This window comes from Novosphingobium hassiacum, assembly GCF_014196055.1.
In the GTDB taxonomy this organism is placed as follows: domain Bacteria; phylum Pseudomonadota; class Alphaproteobacteria; order Sphingomonadales; family Sphingomonadaceae; genus Novosphingobium; species Novosphingobium hassiacum.
In genome coordinates, this window is the sequence record NZ_JACICY010000005.1 from 289,578 (window position 1) to 305,695 (window position 16,118).

The 16,118-nt window shown below is 62.7% G+C and carries 16 protein-coding genes; 6 read left to right on the forward strand and 10 right to left on the reverse strand.

What is annotated here, in order from left to right; translation table 11 throughout:
• Window positions 1–7: 7 nt before the first annotated feature.
• From GGQ88_RS12435 to GGQ88_RS12470, 9 genes are all read right to left on the reverse strand, one after another.
• Window positions 8–547 carry a 2,4'-dihydroxyacetophenone dioxygenase family protein gene (locus GGQ88_RS12435; protein ID WP_183613667.1) on the reverse strand — a complete coding sequence of 180 codons (540 nt, stop codon included), beginning with the start codon at window positions 545–547 and terminating at the stop codon, window positions 8–10.
• A gap of 13 nt (window positions 548–560) precedes the next feature.
• Complete coding sequence (locus GGQ88_RS12440; RefSeq protein ID WP_183613669.1) at window positions 561–1,094, reverse strand: 2,4'-dihydroxyacetophenone dioxygenase family protein; 534 nt, start codon at window positions 1,092–1,094, stop codon at window positions 561–563.
• A gap of 71 nt (window positions 1,095–1,165) precedes the next feature.
• Window positions 1,166–1,966, reverse strand: coding sequence for a TonB-dependent receptor (locus GGQ88_RS21660; protein WP_343057194.1), 801 nt, complete (start codon window positions 1,964–1,966; stop codon window positions 1,166–1,168).
• Window positions 1,909–3,660, reverse strand: a complete 1,752-nt coding sequence (locus GGQ88_RS12445; RefSeq protein WP_343057195.1) for a TonB-dependent receptor — start codon at window positions 3,658–3,660, stop codon at window positions 1,909–1,911. The genes GGQ88_RS21660 and GGQ88_RS12445 overlap by 58 nt, the downstream gene beginning before the upstream one ends.
• A 117-nt stretch (window positions 3,661–3,777) precedes the next feature.
• A complete protein-coding gene (locus GGQ88_RS12450) occupies window positions 3,778–4,731 on the reverse strand; it encodes a helix-turn-helix domain-containing protein (RefSeq protein ID WP_183613671.1) in 954 nt (317 codons plus the stop codon).
• A 15-nt stretch (window positions 4,732–4,746) separates the two neighbouring features.
• Window positions 4,747–5,988, reverse strand: coding sequence for an MFS transporter (locus GGQ88_RS12455; protein WP_183613673.1), 1,242 nt, complete (start codon window positions 5,986–5,988; stop codon window positions 4,747–4,749).
• A 35-nt stretch (window positions 5,989–6,023) separates the two neighbouring features.
• Window positions 6,024–6,569 carry a VOC family protein gene (locus tag GGQ88_RS12460; RefSeq protein ID WP_183613675.1) on the reverse strand — a complete coding sequence of 182 codons (546 nt, stop codon included), beginning with the start codon at window positions 6,567–6,569 and terminating at the stop codon, window positions 6,024–6,026.
• Window positions 6,570–6,627: 58 nt separating this feature from the next.
• Window positions 6,628–7,641, reverse strand: coding sequence for a zinc-dependent alcohol dehydrogenase family protein (locus GGQ88_RS12465; protein ID WP_183613677.1), 1,014 nt, complete (start codon window positions 7,639–7,641; stop codon window positions 6,628–6,630).
• Between the two features lie 84 nt (window positions 7,642–7,725).
• Complete coding sequence (locus GGQ88_RS12470) at window positions 7,726–8,547, reverse strand: IclR family transcriptional regulator domain-containing protein (protein ID WP_246385889.1); 822 nt, start codon at window positions 8,545–8,547, stop codon at window positions 7,726–7,728.
• Between the two features lie 93 nt (window positions 8,548–8,640).
• Between GGQ88_RS12470 and GGQ88_RS12475 the strand changes: the two genes are divergently transcribed.
• Genes GGQ88_RS12475 through GGQ88_RS12495 form a run of 5 tightly spaced genes read left to right on the forward strand, consistent with a single transcriptional unit; the run spans window position 8,641 to window position 13,969 of the window.
• Window positions 8,641–9,876 (forward strand): Tm-1-like ATP-binding domain-containing protein, encoded by a 1,236-nt coding sequence (locus tag GGQ88_RS12475; protein WP_183613679.1) that lies wholly within the window; start codon window positions 8,641–8,643, stop codon window positions 9,874–9,876.
• Window positions 9,877–9,883: 7 nt separating this feature from the next.
• Entirely contained in the window at window positions 9,884–10,330 is a 447-nt protein-coding gene (locus GGQ88_RS12480) for an acetyl-CoA carboxylase biotin carboxyl carrier protein (RefSeq protein ID WP_183613681.1), read from the forward strand.
• Window positions 10,327–11,661 carry an acetyl-CoA carboxylase biotin carboxylase subunit gene (locus GGQ88_RS12485; protein WP_183613683.1) on the forward strand — a complete coding sequence of 445 codons (1,335 nt, stop codon included), beginning with the start codon at window positions 10,327–10,329 and terminating at the stop codon, window positions 11,659–11,661. The genes GGQ88_RS12480 and GGQ88_RS12485 overlap by 4 nt, the downstream gene beginning before the upstream one ends.
• The gene (locus tag GGQ88_RS12490; protein WP_183613685.1) at window positions 11,658–13,130 is read left to right on the forward strand and encodes a biotin carboxyl carrier protein; all 1,473 of its coding nucleotides are present in this window, start codon (window positions 11,658–11,660) and stop codon (window positions 13,128–13,130) included. Before GGQ88_RS12485 ends, GGQ88_RS12490 begins: the two co-directional genes overlap by 4 nt.
• Window positions 13,127–13,969 (forward strand): HAD-IIA family hydrolase, encoded by an 843-nt coding sequence (locus GGQ88_RS12495; RefSeq protein ID WP_183613687.1) that lies wholly within the window; start codon window positions 13,127–13,129, stop codon window positions 13,967–13,969. Before GGQ88_RS12490 ends, GGQ88_RS12495 begins: the two co-directional genes overlap by 4 nt.
• Window positions 13,970–13,975: 6 nt before the next feature.
• On the opposite strand, the gene GGQ88_RS12500 is transcribed toward GGQ88_RS12495, so the two are convergent.
• Entirely contained in the window at window positions 13,976–14,977 is a 1,002-nt protein-coding gene (locus GGQ88_RS12500) for a DMT family transporter (RefSeq protein ID WP_246385891.1), read from the reverse strand.
• A 99-nt stretch (window positions 14,978–15,076) separates the two neighbouring features.
• Between GGQ88_RS12500 and GGQ88_RS12505 the strand changes: the two genes are divergently transcribed.
• A complete protein-coding gene (locus GGQ88_RS12505; protein WP_183613689.1) occupies window positions 15,077–16,087 on the forward strand; it encodes a glycosyltransferase family 2 protein in 1,011 nt (336 codons plus the stop codon).
• Window positions 16,088–16,118: the final 31 nt, after the last annotated feature.

The window sequence follows — 16,118 nt, forward strand, 5'->3', positions numbered from 1 at the left end:
GGGTGCCTCAGATGTAGAGCTTGGGGTTGATCGGGATGCCCGCCTGGCGGCAGTGCGTTTCGTAGTGGTTGATGAACCACCAGACGTCGGTCGTATCGACCAGATTTGCATGCTCGTCGTAAAACTCGATCGGGCCTTGCATCCACCCGAACAGTTTGCAGCCTTCCGGATGGTCGGTAACCAGCGTGTGGCTTTCGCCCGGGGTTTCGAGGATCAAGCCGCCCGGCGTTGCGACCCAATCATATTCCAGATAGCGGACGCTGCCTTCGAGGCAGACCATGGTGATCGTGCCGCGATGGAAGTGCGTCCCGATCACGCCGGGACCCTTGACCCACAGGATGTTCGAGAACAGCCCCTGCCGCACGTCGAAGGCGAGATGCTTGATCGCGGCATTATCGCCAAACGGCACCCATGGACTGTCCACATCGGTCTGCGCATCGATGTAACGCCCGCCGGGGCTAAGCCGCGCGACCAGTTCCTTGTGGGCAAACGGAACATCGACGATCTCGGCTTTGTTCGATGGCGGAGCGGTCATTACGGTCGTCATCGGAAACGTCCTCTCAGCGGATCAAGGTGTCGACATAGTCCGCGCCGATGCCGACCCGGTCGTAGTGCTCGCGCGCGCCTTTGATGTAGTCGAACACGTCGAAGTGGCCGGTGGTGTTTCCCTCATCGTCGAGCCACATCAGCGGGCCGGAGACGACGAAAAACACCTTCATCGGGTCCTCGTGTTCATAGCAAACCAGCGTGTGGCTTTCGCCCGGCGTCTCATAGACGAAATCGCCCGCAGTCGCGGTCCATTCGTGCTCGAGATAGGCCCACTTGCCGCTGATCGTGTAGGCCCAGATCGGGTGCGGGTGGTAGTGACGGTTCACCAGCCCAGCCGACTTGCTCATCAGCACATCGGCCCACATATTCTTGGACGGGCTGATCCATACGGGCTTTGAAAACACGGTCTCGGAGATCGGCACCCAGTACCGCTCGTCACCTTCGGCGATCTTCGAGAGATAAATTTCGGGAAGCCCGCCTTCGCGGAAGACTTTCTCGACCGGCTTGATATCCCGCCAGAATTCCGTGTGCGCAGCATCAGGCATTTGCATTCTCCAGTCAAATTTGCTCGCAAGCGGGGCTGACGGGGGCAGCCGCGCTTGCGAGCCGTGCGTCCTTAGAATTCGACGCCGAGACGTGCGTACCATTCACGTGGGCGGCTGTAGGTGCCGTAGAACTGTCCACCCGCAATCTGGGCTTGCCCGGTGACGAGATAACGCTCGTCGGTGATGTTGGTCATGCCGACGGTCAGATCCCAGTGATTGCCCGACTTGTAGGCAATGCTGCCATTGACGATGTCGGTTGCCGCACGCTGCAGCAGGAATGCCCGCTCGGTATCGTTCCACAGCGATGAGGTGTGGGTGTAGTCGGCCAGGATCACGACCTTGGCATCATCACCCAACGCAACTTCATAGCGCGGGCTGATGTTGAACTTCCACTTGGGCGTCTTGGGCAGATCGGCACCCGGAATGACGCCCGCCTGGAACGGATTGGGCGCTACCTGCGCGCCTGCCAGCACCGAAGTGTAGTAGGCGTCGGTATAGCCGACCGAAGCGTTGATCAGGAAACCATCGGTCGGAGCAGCAACGACTTCGACTTCGAAGCCCTTGATCTTGGCGTTACCCGCGTTCTGGATGGTCGGTGAAACGCCCTGCTGGAAGTTGAGCTGGATACCCTTGTAGTCGGTGGTGAAGGCAGCCGCGTTGATCTGCAGGCGGCGGTCGAGCAGTGTCGACTTGATGCCCACTTCCCAGGTCGTCGCCTTTTCCTCGTCGAAGTCCGGCGCGGTGGGCAGCGGGTTCGACAGACGCGTGGTCCAGCCCCCCGTCTTGTAGCCCTTCGACCAGCTGGCATAGAGCATCACGTCGTCTGCCGGATGATACTGAATGCCGACCTTGGGCGAGAAGTTGCTAAACACCTTCTTCTGCGTACCGGCGATATAGTAGCGCAGTGGCTGACCCGCATTGGGAAACCGGCGGCGAGGCGGCATGCGTCCGAGATCGGGTTGATCGAGGCGCAGGGCGGCACGCCGACCTGGTTCAAGATCTTGTAGGTCAGGCCGTTGGCATCCGACTGAAAGCCTTCGAACTCCTTGTTTTCCTTAGTATAGCGGCCACCAATGGTGATGCCGAACTGCTCGGTCGGCTTGTAATCAATCTGGCCGAAGAACGCATAGTTCTTGGTCGAGAGGTCGTTGGGACCGTCGACCTGCAGCAGGCCCTCGGCGAAGGTCACGTAGTCGTGAAGGTCGCCGGCTTCCTTGAAGAAGTATGCGCCCAGAACGTAGTTAAGCTTCTTGTCGAGCGCTGAGCCGTTCAGCTGGAGTTCCTGGCTGAACTGGTACTGGTTCATGGTGAAGCTGGTGTGCAGGAAGTTGAGCGGCGAGCCGTCAATGTCCATGCCCACATTCCAGTGGAGTTCACGATAGGCGGTGATCGACTTGATCATCATCGTATCCGACAGGTCGAATTCGATCGTGCCCGAACCGCCGTAGGATGTCAGCTTCGAGTAGTTGTTGCCGTTGGCGTAGCTGGTGTCGATGTCCTTGGTGACGAAGCGATCGTCGTAAGGCAGGCGATTGTTGTTCGGATTGGCATCGACGTTCACACCAAACACGGTCGGGTTGTCGAAGATCGAATTCAGGCCGCCGATACCGCCGATGTAGGCGAACGAAGGCGGGCCGCCTCCGCAGGCGTCGGAAACGATGCCCTGGATCGCGCAATTGTACGTACCTGCAAAGACGGCAGGCGTCGTGCGGATCAGGCGGTTGGCAAGCTGTGACTGATCCACTTTCATGTAATCGCCCGAGAGCGTTACACGGAAGTTCGAGCTATTGTCATAGCGCAGCTTGCCGCGCAGGTTCCACGAGTCATCGCCACCCTCGGTGCCGTAACCGATGTTGTCATAACCGGCGGCTTTGTAGTTGGTGATCGGGGTCGAATCGAAGTTCGACGCGCCTGGGAACGGGATGCGCTTGACGTAGCCGCCGCGGTTCTTAGTCGCGAAGCTGACCGATGCAGCAAGTCCGTCGGTCAGAGGAATATCTGCAGTGCCGCGCGTCTGGAGCAGGCCGAAGCGACCAGTCGTAACGTCACCCTTGAAGCGGAATTCGTCGCCCGGATCGTGCGTGACGATCGAGATCGCGCCGCCGATGGTGTTGCGCCCGAACAGCGTACCCTGCGGCCCTTTGAGAACTTCGATACGCTCAACGTCAGGCAGATCCTGGTTCGCGCCGACCGAGCGGGCGAGATACACGCCATCGAGGTACACGCCGACGCCCGGATCGATGTTGAAGGCAAAGTCGTTGGCACCAATGCCGCGGATATAGGCCGAGAGCACCGCGCTCGAGCCTGAGAATGGCGTGCCCGCGTCAAGCGTCACGTTCGGCGAAATGTTGGACAGTGACGCGACGCTGCTGACCGCGCGTTCCTGCAGCGAATCCGCGCTGAACGCGGAGATTGCGATAGGAACGTCCTGGACGTTTTCAGCCCGCTTCTGTGCGGTGACGACGATCTCAGCGATCCCGCCCGTAGGCGCTGCTGCGTCTTGTGCGTAGGCCGGCATGGTAATTGCCACGGCCATTGCTGCAACGGAAACCGATGCAAATTTCATGGTCTTCCTCTCCCTGTTTTACACTTGTCGTCGTCGGACCATTGATTGGCGGTCCGCTATTGTTGGTACACCCTACCTGCGCCGCTACCGCCGCGCTTGCACTGGCGCGCAATGCAATCAGGACTCGTGCGCAAATTTCGGCCCACGCCCCATCCGCCAGTCACGCGGCGCGGCACCGAACTGCTGGCGGAAGCATCGCGTAAAATAGGCGCTGTCGTTGAAGCCGAGCTCGAACGCGATCTCGGTGATGCTGGCGTCGGGCCGCGCGACGAGCCGGTCTGCAGCGCGCCGCAGCCGCTGTTCAAGGATATGCGCAGTGGGCGTAGTACCGATAGCAGCGAACACGTTCTGGACGGTGCGGACCGATATGTTGCAGGCATCCGCAATCGACGCCGTGCGCAAGGCAGGGTCTTCGAGGTCTGCCGAAATCATGGCGAGCACCCGCCGACGCAAATCCGCTTCGCCGACTTCAGCTGTCGGTCTTTGTGCGCCGCGCATTGCCAATGCTGCAAGGTCGTAGAACACGGTGTTGACCCCGGTTTCCCATTCACTGTCTTCGGACGCACGCTCGCCCTGCTGCCAAAGCGAGAGCAGGAAATCATGGAACACGCGGCCACCTGGCGTCGCTCCGCACATGCGCTGCAGCAAGGCATCGTCCACGCCGGGAAAGCGTTCGACCAGTGGCGCGCGCGGGAATTCGACCACGAGCATTTCGTGCCCGGTCAGATTCATCGAATAGGGCAGATGGGGGCTGGCGATAACGAAGTCGCCCGGCTCGAGCGAGCATTCGTTGTTGCGCTGTTTGTGCACGCTTGTGCCCCGACATTGCAGATGCAGGATCAGGCGTTCGTTGTCATGCGCGATCGGGGTGCGCCCGACCGCAGATCGGGTGGAATCGGCGCGGATCATATCGAGCTCGCCGACGCGCCACGTCAACATCCGCCCGGTGAAATCGTCGCCCGGTACATTGATGAACGTGCCCGCAAAAACGCGGTCAGCAAGCTCGTTCCAGTAGCGCGCCCGGTTCGGCGGAGTAACGTCGTCGGTGTAGAACCTGTGAAGTTCACCCATCGTTTGTCTCCCGTTTCAGAATCCGGCTGCAGGGACGAGTGCCTCGCGCCGGGCAACGATGCGCGGCGCGGATTCGATCAACCCGAGCGCACAGATACCCGCAGCAATCGTGCACCCGAGCATGAGCCAAAGCGGCGCGGTCAAGCCGTAGGCATCGGCCAGCGTGCCAGCAAAGAACGGGCTGAGCACGCCGCCAAGCACTTCGCCCGTACCCATGACCACGCCGGTGAGTGTTGCGGTCAGCCGCGGATCGACGGATTCCGCAGGGATGGTCGCCATGAACATCGGGAACAGGCCGTTCAGCCCCCAGCCAAGGAAGAACACCCCAGCCAGAACGACAGCCGACCCTTGATAATAGATGGCTGAGAGCGGCAGGATGACGCCGAGGAACGAGAAGAAGATCATCACCGGTCGTCGCCCGATTGCGTCGGAAATCGCGGGAACCACGAAGCTGCCGATGCCGGCCGAAACGCCGAGCGTTGCCATCAACCAGCTCATCGTCTCGGGACTGAAGCCGCGCGCCTTGGTCAGGTAGAGCGGCATGAATGCCCAACATACGACGAGATATGACACGAGCAGGATCGAGATCAGCGCGCAGAGGATGACATTGCGATGGGCGAATGCCTCACGCAGGGTAACCTTGGGATGCGCGTGGTTCTCCACCTCGACCGGCGGTTCGCGCAAGGTGAACCAGATCAGCGCAGCGGTAACCAGACCGGGTACGGCTGCAAGGTAGAACCCGGTACGCCATCCCGAAGCTACGGCGACGGGCACCAGCAGCAGCGGGGCAAGGCCGGATCCGAGCAGGTTCGACCCCAGGTTCTGCGCCACGCCCATCGCCATGCCGCGACGTTCCGGCGCGACTTCGGCCACGATCATCGAATGGCTGACCGGCATCACCCCGCCCTCTGCCGCACCCATCAGCAGACGCGCGCCGAGCAGCATCAGGAATGACGATGCAAGACCCGAGATCAGCGAGCACAGGCAGAACGCGATCGTGGCGATCACGATCACCGGCTTGCGCGAACCCAGCTTGTCCGAAATGCGGCCGACCGCCAGACCCGACAACGCCCAGGTCAGCGACAACGCCGAACTGAACATGCCGACTTGCGTGTTCGAAAGCTGCAGGTCCGATTGGACGAACGGCATCAGGAAGTTGAGCGCGTTGCGATCGAAGAACAGGATGCCGAAGTTGAGGCTGAGCAGCCCGACCACCCAGGCCTGATAGCCGCCGCTCTTGCGTTGTGTACCCGGCATCGCCTCTGTTCCCTCAATGTTGTGGTCGACCCGGCTCATGCGAATGGGCGGACAGGATCAGACCCATCCCAACCCTGCGCCGCCTGCCACATGGCCGTGAAATGCGTGTCCATCCCCGCTGTCGCCGGTATCAGCTCGAGGAAGCCCGGTGCTGCCATGTTGCCACCCTCAAGATAGGCGACGCTGCCCCCTGTCGGCACGGCCGCCTTGAACGCGAGCGCGTATCCCCGCGCTACGTAGTCCGCCATTTCGGCATCAACGTCCTCGCAAGCGACTCCGAAATGGTGGAAGCCGTATCCCCGCTCGCCAATGGTCTCGCGGTATACCGACGGGTTTTCGTCGAGAGGCTGGATCAGTTCGATCTGCATGTGGCCAACGAAGCCCATTGCGATGGCAACGTCTGCAGTCGATTGCGCTCCTCGATAAGTCTGTCCGTCGCTAAGAAAATGGTCCAGCAGGAAGAACGGCCCGGCGGCACAATCGCGCTGGAAGTGCGCGATCGAGGCGCGGACATCCTCGACCACGAACGCGGTCTGGATCACGCCACCGATCGCCTGGCCGAAGCCGAGCATTCGTCCCATCAGTCTTCCTCTCCTGCATCCCGATCGCTTGCGGACCGGTGATGCTTTGGCCTGTACGTCAGATTTCGATCACGACTTTTCCAAACAGGGCTGCCGATGACTGATAGCGATAAGCGTCCATCGCCTGTTCGATGCCGAACGTGCGGTCGACGATCGGCTTGATCGCATGGCTATCGACAAAATCGTTGAGGCGCTGCGCCATGCCCTTCGAACCAACGAAGATTCCGCGCAGTGTCGCGCCCTTGAACATCATGCCGTGCGGGCTGGTGTCACCCTCTCGCGTAAGCACGCCGATCAGCGCGATCTCGCCGGCATAGCCGACCGCAGCGATGCTCTGTTTAAGCGTCCCTGCCCCGCCTACTTCGACGACGTGGTCCACCCCACCACCGGCAAGACGGGCAGCCTCGGCACCCCATTCGGGCGTCGTGCGATAATTGATCACGTGGTCGGCGCCGAGCGCCTTGACCCGCGCGAGCTTTTCATCCGACGATGATGTGGCGATGACCCGGGCCCCTGCTGCCTTGGCGATCTGCAGAGCAAGCAGTGAAACGCCGCCGGTGCCAAGGACCAGCACGCTTTCGCCAGCGGCGACCGGGTGCGGGCCTTCCATCAGCGCATTCCATGCAGTCACCCCGGCACATGGCAGGCAGGCAGCCTGAGCATAATCGAGGCTGCTCGCCAGTGGGACGACGCCATGGGCGGGCAGAACCACATAGTCCTGCAACATTCCTGCTGCCGGCGGCGCGCCGAGCGCGGGGCCAGCACCGGGATTCGGTGGGCCGTCCGCCCAGTTCTGAAAGAACGTGCCGGCAACCCTGTCACCGACGGAAAGTGCGGTGACGCCCTGCCCCAAGGCAACGATTTCACCCGCACCGTCGGACAGTGGCACGATGTCCTGCTGCACGACGCCGCCCATATACAGGCCGAGCGGAATGATCTGATCACGGAAGTTGAGCGAGCAGGCGCGAACCCGTACCAGCACTTCGCCGGGCCCCGCTTCGGGCATGGGCGCGTCGACCAGACGCAGATCGTCCAGCGATGTCGAACCTGCCGGAACCAGCCACTGCCGCATTTTTGTTATCTCCCTGAACAATACCATTGCCGATTATCGCGCCGGTATTAATGAGCAAGGCAAACGAATTTCACCCAGTGAAAGTTAATTCGGATTGATCTCGAGCGCTTTGCCGATTGCGCGGGCAGTCGCCTTCAATGCATCGAGATGGCGCTGGATGACCGCGTCATCGGCGCCGCGCCTTCCGGGCCACGTCACGTTGATCGTCGCGATCGGCGCGCCAGCTACGACGATCGGTACGGCCATCGACCTCCGCCCGTCGCGCAGGACCAGTTGCTTCGACCGGTCGGGCCAGGGATGCTGCGGATCGCGTGTGGCGTAGCCGCGCTGCCGCACCTGCTGAAGGATGTGGCGCAGTTCGGCGTCGCTGCTTTGCGCGCTGTTGCGCGGGCGCAACCGCTCGATGATCGCATCGCGCTCGGCATCGCCGCACGCCGCAAGATAGGCGCGCCCGGTGGCGGTATGAATATACGACAACTTGACCCCAACCGGACCGAGGATCGCCGAATCCAGCTTGAACAACGGGCTGTTGGTCTCGATGATCTCCATATGGTCGAGCCGCGGGGCGGCCAGGACCGAGGGCCAAGCCACACGGGTCGAGAGCGCTTTCATGTGCGGCGAGGCGACTTCGGCAATGTGCGACGATGACGTCACCGACACCCGCTCCATGCTGTCGACATGCGGCAGATAGGCGCCGTCGGCGAGGCGCTGCCACACCAGACCCTTCTGCCCTAGCGTGACCAGCATCCGCAGCAAGGTGGCCTTGGGCAACGCCGTAGCGAGATGCAGTTCATGTAGACTGGCCGCCTTGCGGGTCTGCACTTCAACGAGAACGTCCAGCCCCCGTTCGAGCGCGCGCACAGTCTTGACCTTGCGTTCCAGCATCACCCGCCCCTCATGCGCCATTGATGGCGTTTCACCTTATGGAACGCAAAATCACCAAAGGCAGGTGCAAAGTCAATCGCGCTGACGCAGCCTAAGGGGACGGAGAGGGAAACCATGACTGACGAGCTGCCGAAAGACAGGCCAAGCGTGCTGTTCATTTGCACGCAGGACACCAAGGAAGAAGAGGCGCGCTTTACGCGGGCCGCTCTTGAAGCTGCGGGCGTGAACGTGGTGCACCTTGACCCCAGCGTGCGCCGGAGCGTCGGTGGTGCCGAGATATCTCCCGAGGTGGTTGCGCAGTTCGCCGGCACGACGATCGAGGAAATCCGCGCGCTCGGCCACGAAGGCAAATGCCAGGAAGCAATGATCCGCGGCGCAATCGCTGCGGCTCACGCATGGGACGCCGATGCGCCGCTCTCGGGCATCCTTGCGGTCGGCGGATCGATGGGATCGGCGCTTGCCGGCGCGCTGATGCAAAGCTTCCCTTACGGCCTGCCCAAGCTGATCGTATCGACCATGGCGTCGGGTTTCACCAAGCCGTACATGGGCGTCAAGGACATCGCGATGATGAACGCGGTGACCGATATCTCGGGCATCAACACAATCAGCCGCGACGTATTCCGCAATGCCGCCAATGCAGTAGCGGGAATGGCCAATGGATACGATCCCGATACCGGCCCGATCAAGCCGCTGGTGCTGATCACGACGCTCGGCACGACCGAAGCCAGCGTGAAGCGTATCCGTCAGTCGCTCGAAGCCGATGGTTGCGAGGTGATGGTGTTCCATTCCTCTGGCGCGGGTGGGCCGACGCTCGACGCGCTGGCAATCGACAAGGATGTGGCGCTTGTGCTCGACCTGTCGCCGACAGAGATCATCGATCACCTGTTTGGCGGGCTGGCGGATGCCGGACCCGATCGCGGGCGTCCGGCGCTGCGCAAGGGCATTCCAACGATCATCGCATCGGGCAACGCCGACTTCATCATCGGAGGTCCGTTGGCATCGTCGGAAGTGCAGTTCCCTGGACGGCGCTATCATGAGCACAACCCGCAACTGACCGCAGTACGCACCAAGTCCGCCGATCTCGAAAAGCTGGCCGATCACCTTGCCGCCAATGTGCGGGATGCCAAAGGGCCGGTGCGCGTGTTCACGCCGCTTCGCGGCTTCTCGAGCCACGACAGCGCGGCGGGGCACTTGTTCGACCTGTCGGTGCCGGGGCCCTTCGCCGAATATCTGCGCAAGGTGATGCCGGACCACGTGCCGGTTACCGCCGTGGATTGCCACTTCAACGACGAAGCTTTCTCCGATGCGGTGACCGCAGCAGCGCGAGAAATGCTGGCTGCAAAGGCCTGACTGCCAGATGTCCGACGACCTGCCCCTCACTGCCGAAGACGTCGCCGAGATTGCAGCGATTCTTGAGCACTCCGGTTTCCGCGAACTCGACCTGTCCACACGCCGCTTCCGCCTGCGCGTGGCCAAAGGTGACGGCGCCCAAGATGGACTGACGCAGGAATGGCAATGGGCTGGAGCGTCGGGCGAAATTGCTGCGGATGTTGCAGGCGTGCAGGCCGATCCTGCGGCAATCTGTTCACCGTTGCCGGGTACGTTCTATCGTTCGCCACAGCCCGGCGCCCCACCGTTCGTGAACGCTGGTGACACGGTAGGGGAGGAAACCGTCATCGGCATCATCGAGACGATGAAGCTGATGAACCCGGTCCATGCCGGGCGAAGCGGCACGATCGCGGAAATCTTCATCACCGACGGGACGCTGGTCACCAAGGGGCAGGCGCTGGTGCGGCTCGCATGATCCGGCGATTGTTCATTGCCAATCGTGGCGAAATCGCCCTGCGGATCGTCCGCACCGCGCAGCGCATGGGCATCGAGACCGTGCTCGGCGCATCGCAGGCCGACATGAACTCGCTACCTGCCATGATGGCCGACGAGGTTGCGCTGGTCGGCCCCGCACCATCATCGCAAGGCTATCTGGTAATCGAGCGCGTCGTCGCCGCCGCGATCGCTGCGCGATGCGACGCGGTCCATCCGGGCTACGGATTCCTGTCCGAGAATGCGGCGTTCGCCCGCGCGGTAATCGCTGCGGGAATGCGTTTTGTCGGCCCTGAAATCGTGACGCTCGAAGGTATGGGCGACAAGCTCGCAGCCCGCGCGCTTGCGGTCGAGGCGGGACTCCCGGTGCTGCAGGGTGGCGAAGCTGCAACCCGCGCCGATGTGCACGCACGTGCTGCGCAAACCGGCTATCCGCTGTTGCTCAAGGCGGTCGCGGGTGGCGGCGGCAAGGGCATGCGCCGCGTCGATCATGCTGGCGAGCTCGATACCGCGCTCGACATGGCGCAGGCCGAGGCACAGGCCGCGTTCGGCAATGCTGCGGTCTATGTCGAACGTTTCGTCGCGCGCGGGCGACATGTCGAAGTGCAGATCCTCGGTGATGGCGTCAGCGCGATTCACCTTGGAACCCGCGATTGCTCGATCCAGCGACGCTTTCAGAAACTGGTCGAGGAAGCCCCTGCCCCGGCCATGCCCGAGTCGGCACGCGCCGCGATCGAGGACGCGGCGGTTCAGCTCGCCCGCCACATCGCCTATCGCGGCGCGGGAACGGCCGAATTCCTCGTCGATGCCGATGATTTCTCGTTCTTCTTCCTTGAGCTCAACGCCCGCATCCAGGTCGAACATCCCGTCACTGAGGCGATCACCGGAGTGGACATCGTCGAGCAGCAGTTGCTCATCGCAAGCGGCAAGACCCTTGGCCTGACGCAGGCAATGGTCCGCCCGGTCGGGCACGCGATCGAAGTACGCATCAATGCCGAGGACCCCGAGCTCGACTTTCGCCCGTCGCCAGGCCGTGTCGTTCGCGCGGCGTGGCCCGCAGGCGCGGGCGTCCGCGTCGATACGCACATCACCAATGGTGGTGAAGTTCCGCCGTACTACGACTCACTGATGGGCAAGCTGATCGTCCATGGGAAGTCGCGCGCCGAGGCCGTCGAACGGCTCGGCAAGGCGCTCGACACGCTGGTCATTGAGGGGCTGCCCACCACTACACCACTCCATCGCCGCATCGCCGCAGACCCGCGCTTTATCGCAGGCGGCGTCGATACCGGCTTCCTTGCAGGCCTTGCCAAATGACCGAAATCCGCCTCGTCGACGTCACCATGCGCGACGGCAATCAGAGCCTGTGGGGCGCAACCGGCCTCAATACCGCGCATATGCTGCAGGCCGCCGCGTTGACCGAGGCCTGCGGCTTTCGCGCGATTGACTTCAGCTCGTCGAGCCATATGGCCGTGGCCGTGCGCTATTTCCGCAACGATCCGTGGGAGCGGATGCGGCGGATGCGCGCGGCGATGCCGACCACGCCGCTACAGTTCATCACCACGGGCCTGCGCTTCATCGCGTGGCAGCAGGCCGACCCCGAATTCATGCGTCTGGTCTACCGCGCGCTTCAGGCGAACGGCGTCGGGCGGTTCGTCCTGCTCGACCCGATGCACGAAGTTCCGGCGGTGATCGAGGCGGCCAGGCTAGTGAAAGCCGAAGGCGACGCCGAGGTGATGTGCGCGCTGACGTTCACCCTGTCCGAGATCCATACCGACGAATTCTACGCGAATTTCGCCATGGCGGTCGGGCAAAGCGCCGACATCGACCTGTATTATATCAAGGACCCTGCGGGGCTGCTCAGCGTCGACCGCGTGCGCACTCTCGTGCCTGCGATCAAGGCGGTGATCGGCGACAAGGCGCTGGAGATCCACGCGCATACCACCGTCGGCCAAGGCATGCTGTCGAGCCTTGAAGCCGCACGGCTCGGCGTCTCGGCGATCCATGTCGGCGTTGGCGCAGGTGGCGATGGATCGTCGCTTCCGGAAGCCAACCGTATGGTTGCGAACCTCGAAGAAGCAGGCTTTTTGGTCGGCATCGACAAACCCGCGCTCGCCCGATTGACCACCTACTGGAACAAGGTCGCCGCGGCAGAAGGTCTCCCGCCCGGTCGTCCGCAGAACTTCGACGCCAGCTTCCTGCGGCATCAAATCGCAGGCGGGGTGATGACCACGATCGCGCGTCAGCTCGAAGAATTGGGTCTTGCCGACCGTATGGACGCGGTGATCGAGGAAACCGGGCAGGTCCGCGCCGATCTCGGCTACCCGATCATGGTCACGCCCTTCCCGCAGATGGTCATGACCCAGGCGCTGTTCAACGTGATCGGCGATCGCCGTTACGCGCAGGTTTCCGACCAGGTGATCCGCTATTGCATGGGCAAATTCGGCAAGCCGACCTCGCCGGTCGACCCGGCTGTGCTGGCCACGATCATGGACCGGCCGCGCTCGCGCGAATTGGAAAATGAACCGATGTTCCCTGCGGTCGCCGACCTGCGCCGCCAGTTCGGCAGCCACCTGCCCGACGAGGAGTTTCTGCTCCGGGCGGTCATGCCGGGTGAGCAGGTCGACGCGATGCTGGCTGCGGGGCCCTCGCGTTCCACCTATACGCCGGAAGCCGCCCCGATCATTTCCCTTCTGCGGCAGCTCGCGGCACGGCCCCATGCGCGCGATATCGTCGTCGAACGCGGCGGCTTGCGCATGGCCCTTCACGCCGGAGCATCGCTTTGACCCTGTCACTTGATTTCAAGGCCCGCCTGAGTGACGCTGCGGGCTACGTCTTCGACATGGACGGGACGATCGCGCTGGGCGATTCCAAAAGCGGCGGGCATCGCGCCCTGCCCCACGCCATCGAAGTCCTGCAGGCGCTGAAGGCCAGCGGCACGCCGTTCGTGGTCTTCACCAATGGGACGGCCAAGCCACCGGCGGCCTATGCGCAGTCGCTGCGCAATGCCGGACTTCCGGTGGACGATGGTCAAATGCTCACGCCCTCATCGTCCGCCGCCGTCTGGCTCGCCAGGACCGGACTGACCAAGGTCCGCGTGCTCGGCAACGCGGGCTGCGCCGCCCCCTTGATAGATGCGGGGTTGGAGGTTGTCGGCCCATCGGACGAAGCCGAGGGCGTGCAGGCGGTCTACACCGGGTGGTTCCGCGAATTCGGCTTCGAGGCGCTTGAGGCCGGCTGCCACTCGCTATGGAACGGCGCAAAGCTGGTCACCGCCAGCAACGTGCCGTTCTTTGCCGCCGAGAATGGCCGCGCCATCGGAGCCAGTTATCCGATCAACGTCATGCTGACCGCGATGACCGGCAAGCGCCCGCGCATCCTTGGCAAACCATCCCTCGTGGCGTTCGAGACCGCGATGAAGGTTATGCGCCTGCCGCGCTCGGCCGCTGGCCATGTCGTGGTGGTGGGTGACGATCCTGCACTCGAAATGCGCATGGCCAATGCTGTCGGCGCGCACTCTGTTGGCCTGGCCACCGGAATGATGGCGCTCGACGCCGTGCTGCCGGACAAGGACCGACCGAGCGTCCTGCTCAACGATTTGGCGCCGCTGCTCGCTGCGCTCTGACCCGCGTCAATCGGTCATTGCGGGTTCGGGCGGAGCACGGCCTGAGCGCCACAGATAAATTCCTGCGCCAACGATCACCAGCGACCCGGTCGCCGCAGCAAAATCGGGCCGCTCGCCGAACAGGACCCATCCAAACATTCCGGCCATCAACAATTGGACGTAGGTCATCGGCGCGATGGCTGCAGGACCAGCGCGTGTCGTTGCAAGGTAGATGAGCATGTGCGCGGTGCTGGCCGTCACGGCGATCGCAACGGATTTTATCGCAACCGACGCTGGCGGAACGGTGAGTTGCATGAAAGCGAGGCCGCCGAAATGGCCAGCAACCGTCGCCGAAACAAGACAGATCGCCCCGATCAGCGCAACGTTGAATTGCATGGACAACGCGCTCCCCATGCCCGCGACCTTCCGGTTGGCGATCATCAGCAGCGCCATCCCGGTGGCGGCAATCACCGGCAACAGTGCTGCCGGGCCGAGCATCAGGAAGTTCGGTCGCAGGATTACCAACACACCGACAAAGGCCATCCCGCTCGCTATCCACGTCTCCTTGCGCATCGGCTCGCGCAAGATCAGGGCTGCCAGAAGCGCGGTAATCATCGGGCTCGTAAACGAAATCGCGGTCGCCTCACCGATCGGCATCACCTGCACTGCGGTGAAGAACGACATAGCCGATACGGCAACACTGGCTCCGCGCACGATCTGCCAGCGCAGGCGCGGAAATCTAAACCCTGCCCGCCCTTCGCGCACGAGCAAGGCCACGCCCAGTCCGACTGCGCCGAACACGTAACGCAACGCTCCGATGGCTATCCCCGGCCAGACGCCCGCCATGGTCTTGACCAGCGCGTCGCCGACCGAGAGCAGCGCAAAGCCGACCAGAGCCAGAAGCAGCGCGGATTTGTAATGATTCGCCAAGTTGAGCCCGTCCTGCCCGTTGATCGGGGCAACCGCCCGATCGACCACCGCCGCAACCGCCATGACGCACAGCCGCAGATCACGCAATCGCTTGGGCATCGACGGCGCAACTTTACCGAGAGTTAACCATGGGAGCCTACGACTACGGACACGCGACGGCTTCGGGGGCCATCGGCGAACGGACGAAATCGGGGCACCATGACCAAGCTGATCATCCAGATTCCCTGCCTTAACGAGGCAGACAGCCTGCCCCATACGCTGATCGCCTTGCCCCGCCGCATTGCGGGTATCGACAAGATCGAAATCCTGATCATCGATGACGGGAGTACGGACGGTACTGCCGAAGTCGCCCGCCGATTTGGCGCGCATCATATCGTTCGCCACCACCGCAATCGCGGGCTCGCCGCCGCCTTCCAAAGCGGTCTGGACGCGGCGCTCGCTGCGGGCGCCGACATCATCGTCAACACCGACGCCGACGGCCAATATGTCGGCGAGGACATCGCCAAGCTGGTCGCGCCGATTGTGGCTCACGAGGCCGACATCGTGATCGGCGACCGTGGCGTTGGCCACAACGAGCATTTCGGCCCCTTGAAGCGCGGTCTGCAGCGCCTTGGCAGCGCGGTTGTGCGCAATCTTTCGGGCACCGATGTTACCGACGCCGTCAGCGGATTTCGCGCAATTAGCCGCGCAGCGGCTCAGCGGATCACGATTACCACCGAGTTCAGCTACACCACCGACATGCTGATCCAAGCCGGACGCAAGCGGTTCAAAATCATCAGTGTGCCGATCCGCACAAACGCGACCGAGCGACCTTCGCGGCTGTTCAAGTCGATCCCGCAGTTCATCTCGCGCCAGCTGATGACGATGGCGCGCGCTTACGCCACTTACAATCCGCTGCGGACGTTCGCGATTATCGGTGGCGTGCTCGCGTTTGTCGGCATTCTGCCCATGCTTCGTTTTGTCGTGCTCTGGGCAATGGGTGACGGCGATGGACATGTGCAATCTTTGGTCATCGGCGGCGCATTGCTGGTGCTCGGCGCGCTAACCGGCCTGATGGGACTTCTCGCCGAACTGATCGGTGCCAATCGCAAGTTGCTTGAAACCTCGTTGCATAAGCTGCGTACGCTCGAAGAGCGTCTCGACGGGTTCGATCATCCGACACACGATGCCAAATCAACCGACGACCGCCTTCGGAAACGTAGCGCATGACATCGAGCGACGTAGCTGGAAGGTCCAGTGC

What these genes read in the sequence shown, in the direction of transcription:
- GGQ88_RS12435 (WP_183613667.1), bottom strand. Translation starts at nt 547, where the DNA reads ATGACGACCGTAATGACCGCTCCGCCATCGAACAAAGCCGAGATCGTC.
- GGQ88_RS12440 (WP_183613669.1), bottom strand. Translation starts at nt 1,094, where the DNA reads ATGCCTGATGCTGCGCACACGGAATTCTGGCGGGATATCAAGCCGGTC.
- GGQ88_RS12445 (WP_343057195.1), bottom strand. Translation starts at nt 3,660, where the DNA reads ATGAAATTTGCATCGGTTTCCGTTGCAGCAATGGCCGTGGCAATTACC.
- GGQ88_RS12450 (WP_183613671.1), bottom strand. Translation starts at nt 4,731, where the DNA reads ATGGGTGAACTTCACAGGTTCTACACCGACGACGTTACTCCGCCGAAC.
- GGQ88_RS12455 (WP_183613673.1), bottom strand. Translation starts at nt 5,988, where the DNA reads ATGCCGGGTACACAACGCAAGAGCGGCGGCTATCAGGCCTGGGTGGTC.
- GGQ88_RS12460 (WP_183613675.1), bottom strand. Translation starts at nt 6,569, where the DNA reads ATGGGACGAATGCTCGGCTTCGGCCAGGCGATCGGTGGCGTGATCCAG.
- GGQ88_RS12465 (WP_183613677.1), bottom strand. Translation starts at nt 7,641, where the DNA reads ATGCGGCAGTGGCTGGTTCCGGCAGGTTCGACATCGCTGGACGATCTG.
- GGQ88_RS12470 (WP_246385889.1), bottom strand. Translation starts at nt 8,547, where the DNA reads ATGGCGCATGAGGGGCGGGTGATGCTGGAACGCAAGGTCAAGACTGTG.
- GGQ88_RS12475 (WP_183613679.1), top strand. Translation starts at nt 8,641, where the DNA reads ATGACTGACGAGCTGCCGAAAGACAGGCCAAGCGTGCTGTTCATTTGC.
- GGQ88_RS12480 (WP_183613681.1), top strand. Translation starts at nt 9,884, where the DNA reads ATGTCCGACGACCTGCCCCTCACTGCCGAAGACGTCGCCGAGATTGCA.
- GGQ88_RS12485 (WP_183613683.1), top strand. Translation starts at nt 10,327, where the DNA reads ATGATCCGGCGATTGTTCATTGCCAATCGTGGCGAAATCGCCCTGCGG.
- GGQ88_RS12490 (WP_183613685.1), top strand. Translation starts at nt 11,658, where the DNA reads ATGACCGAAATCCGCCTCGTCGACGTCACCATGCGCGACGGCAATCAG.
- GGQ88_RS12500 (WP_246385891.1), bottom strand. Translation starts at nt 14,977, where the DNA reads ATGCCCAAGCGATTGCGTGATCTGCGGCTGTGCGTCATGGCGGTTGCG.
- GGQ88_RS12505 (WP_183613689.1), top strand. Translation starts at nt 15,077, where the DNA reads ATGACCAAGCTGATCATCCAGATTCCCTGCCTTAACGAGGCAGACAGC.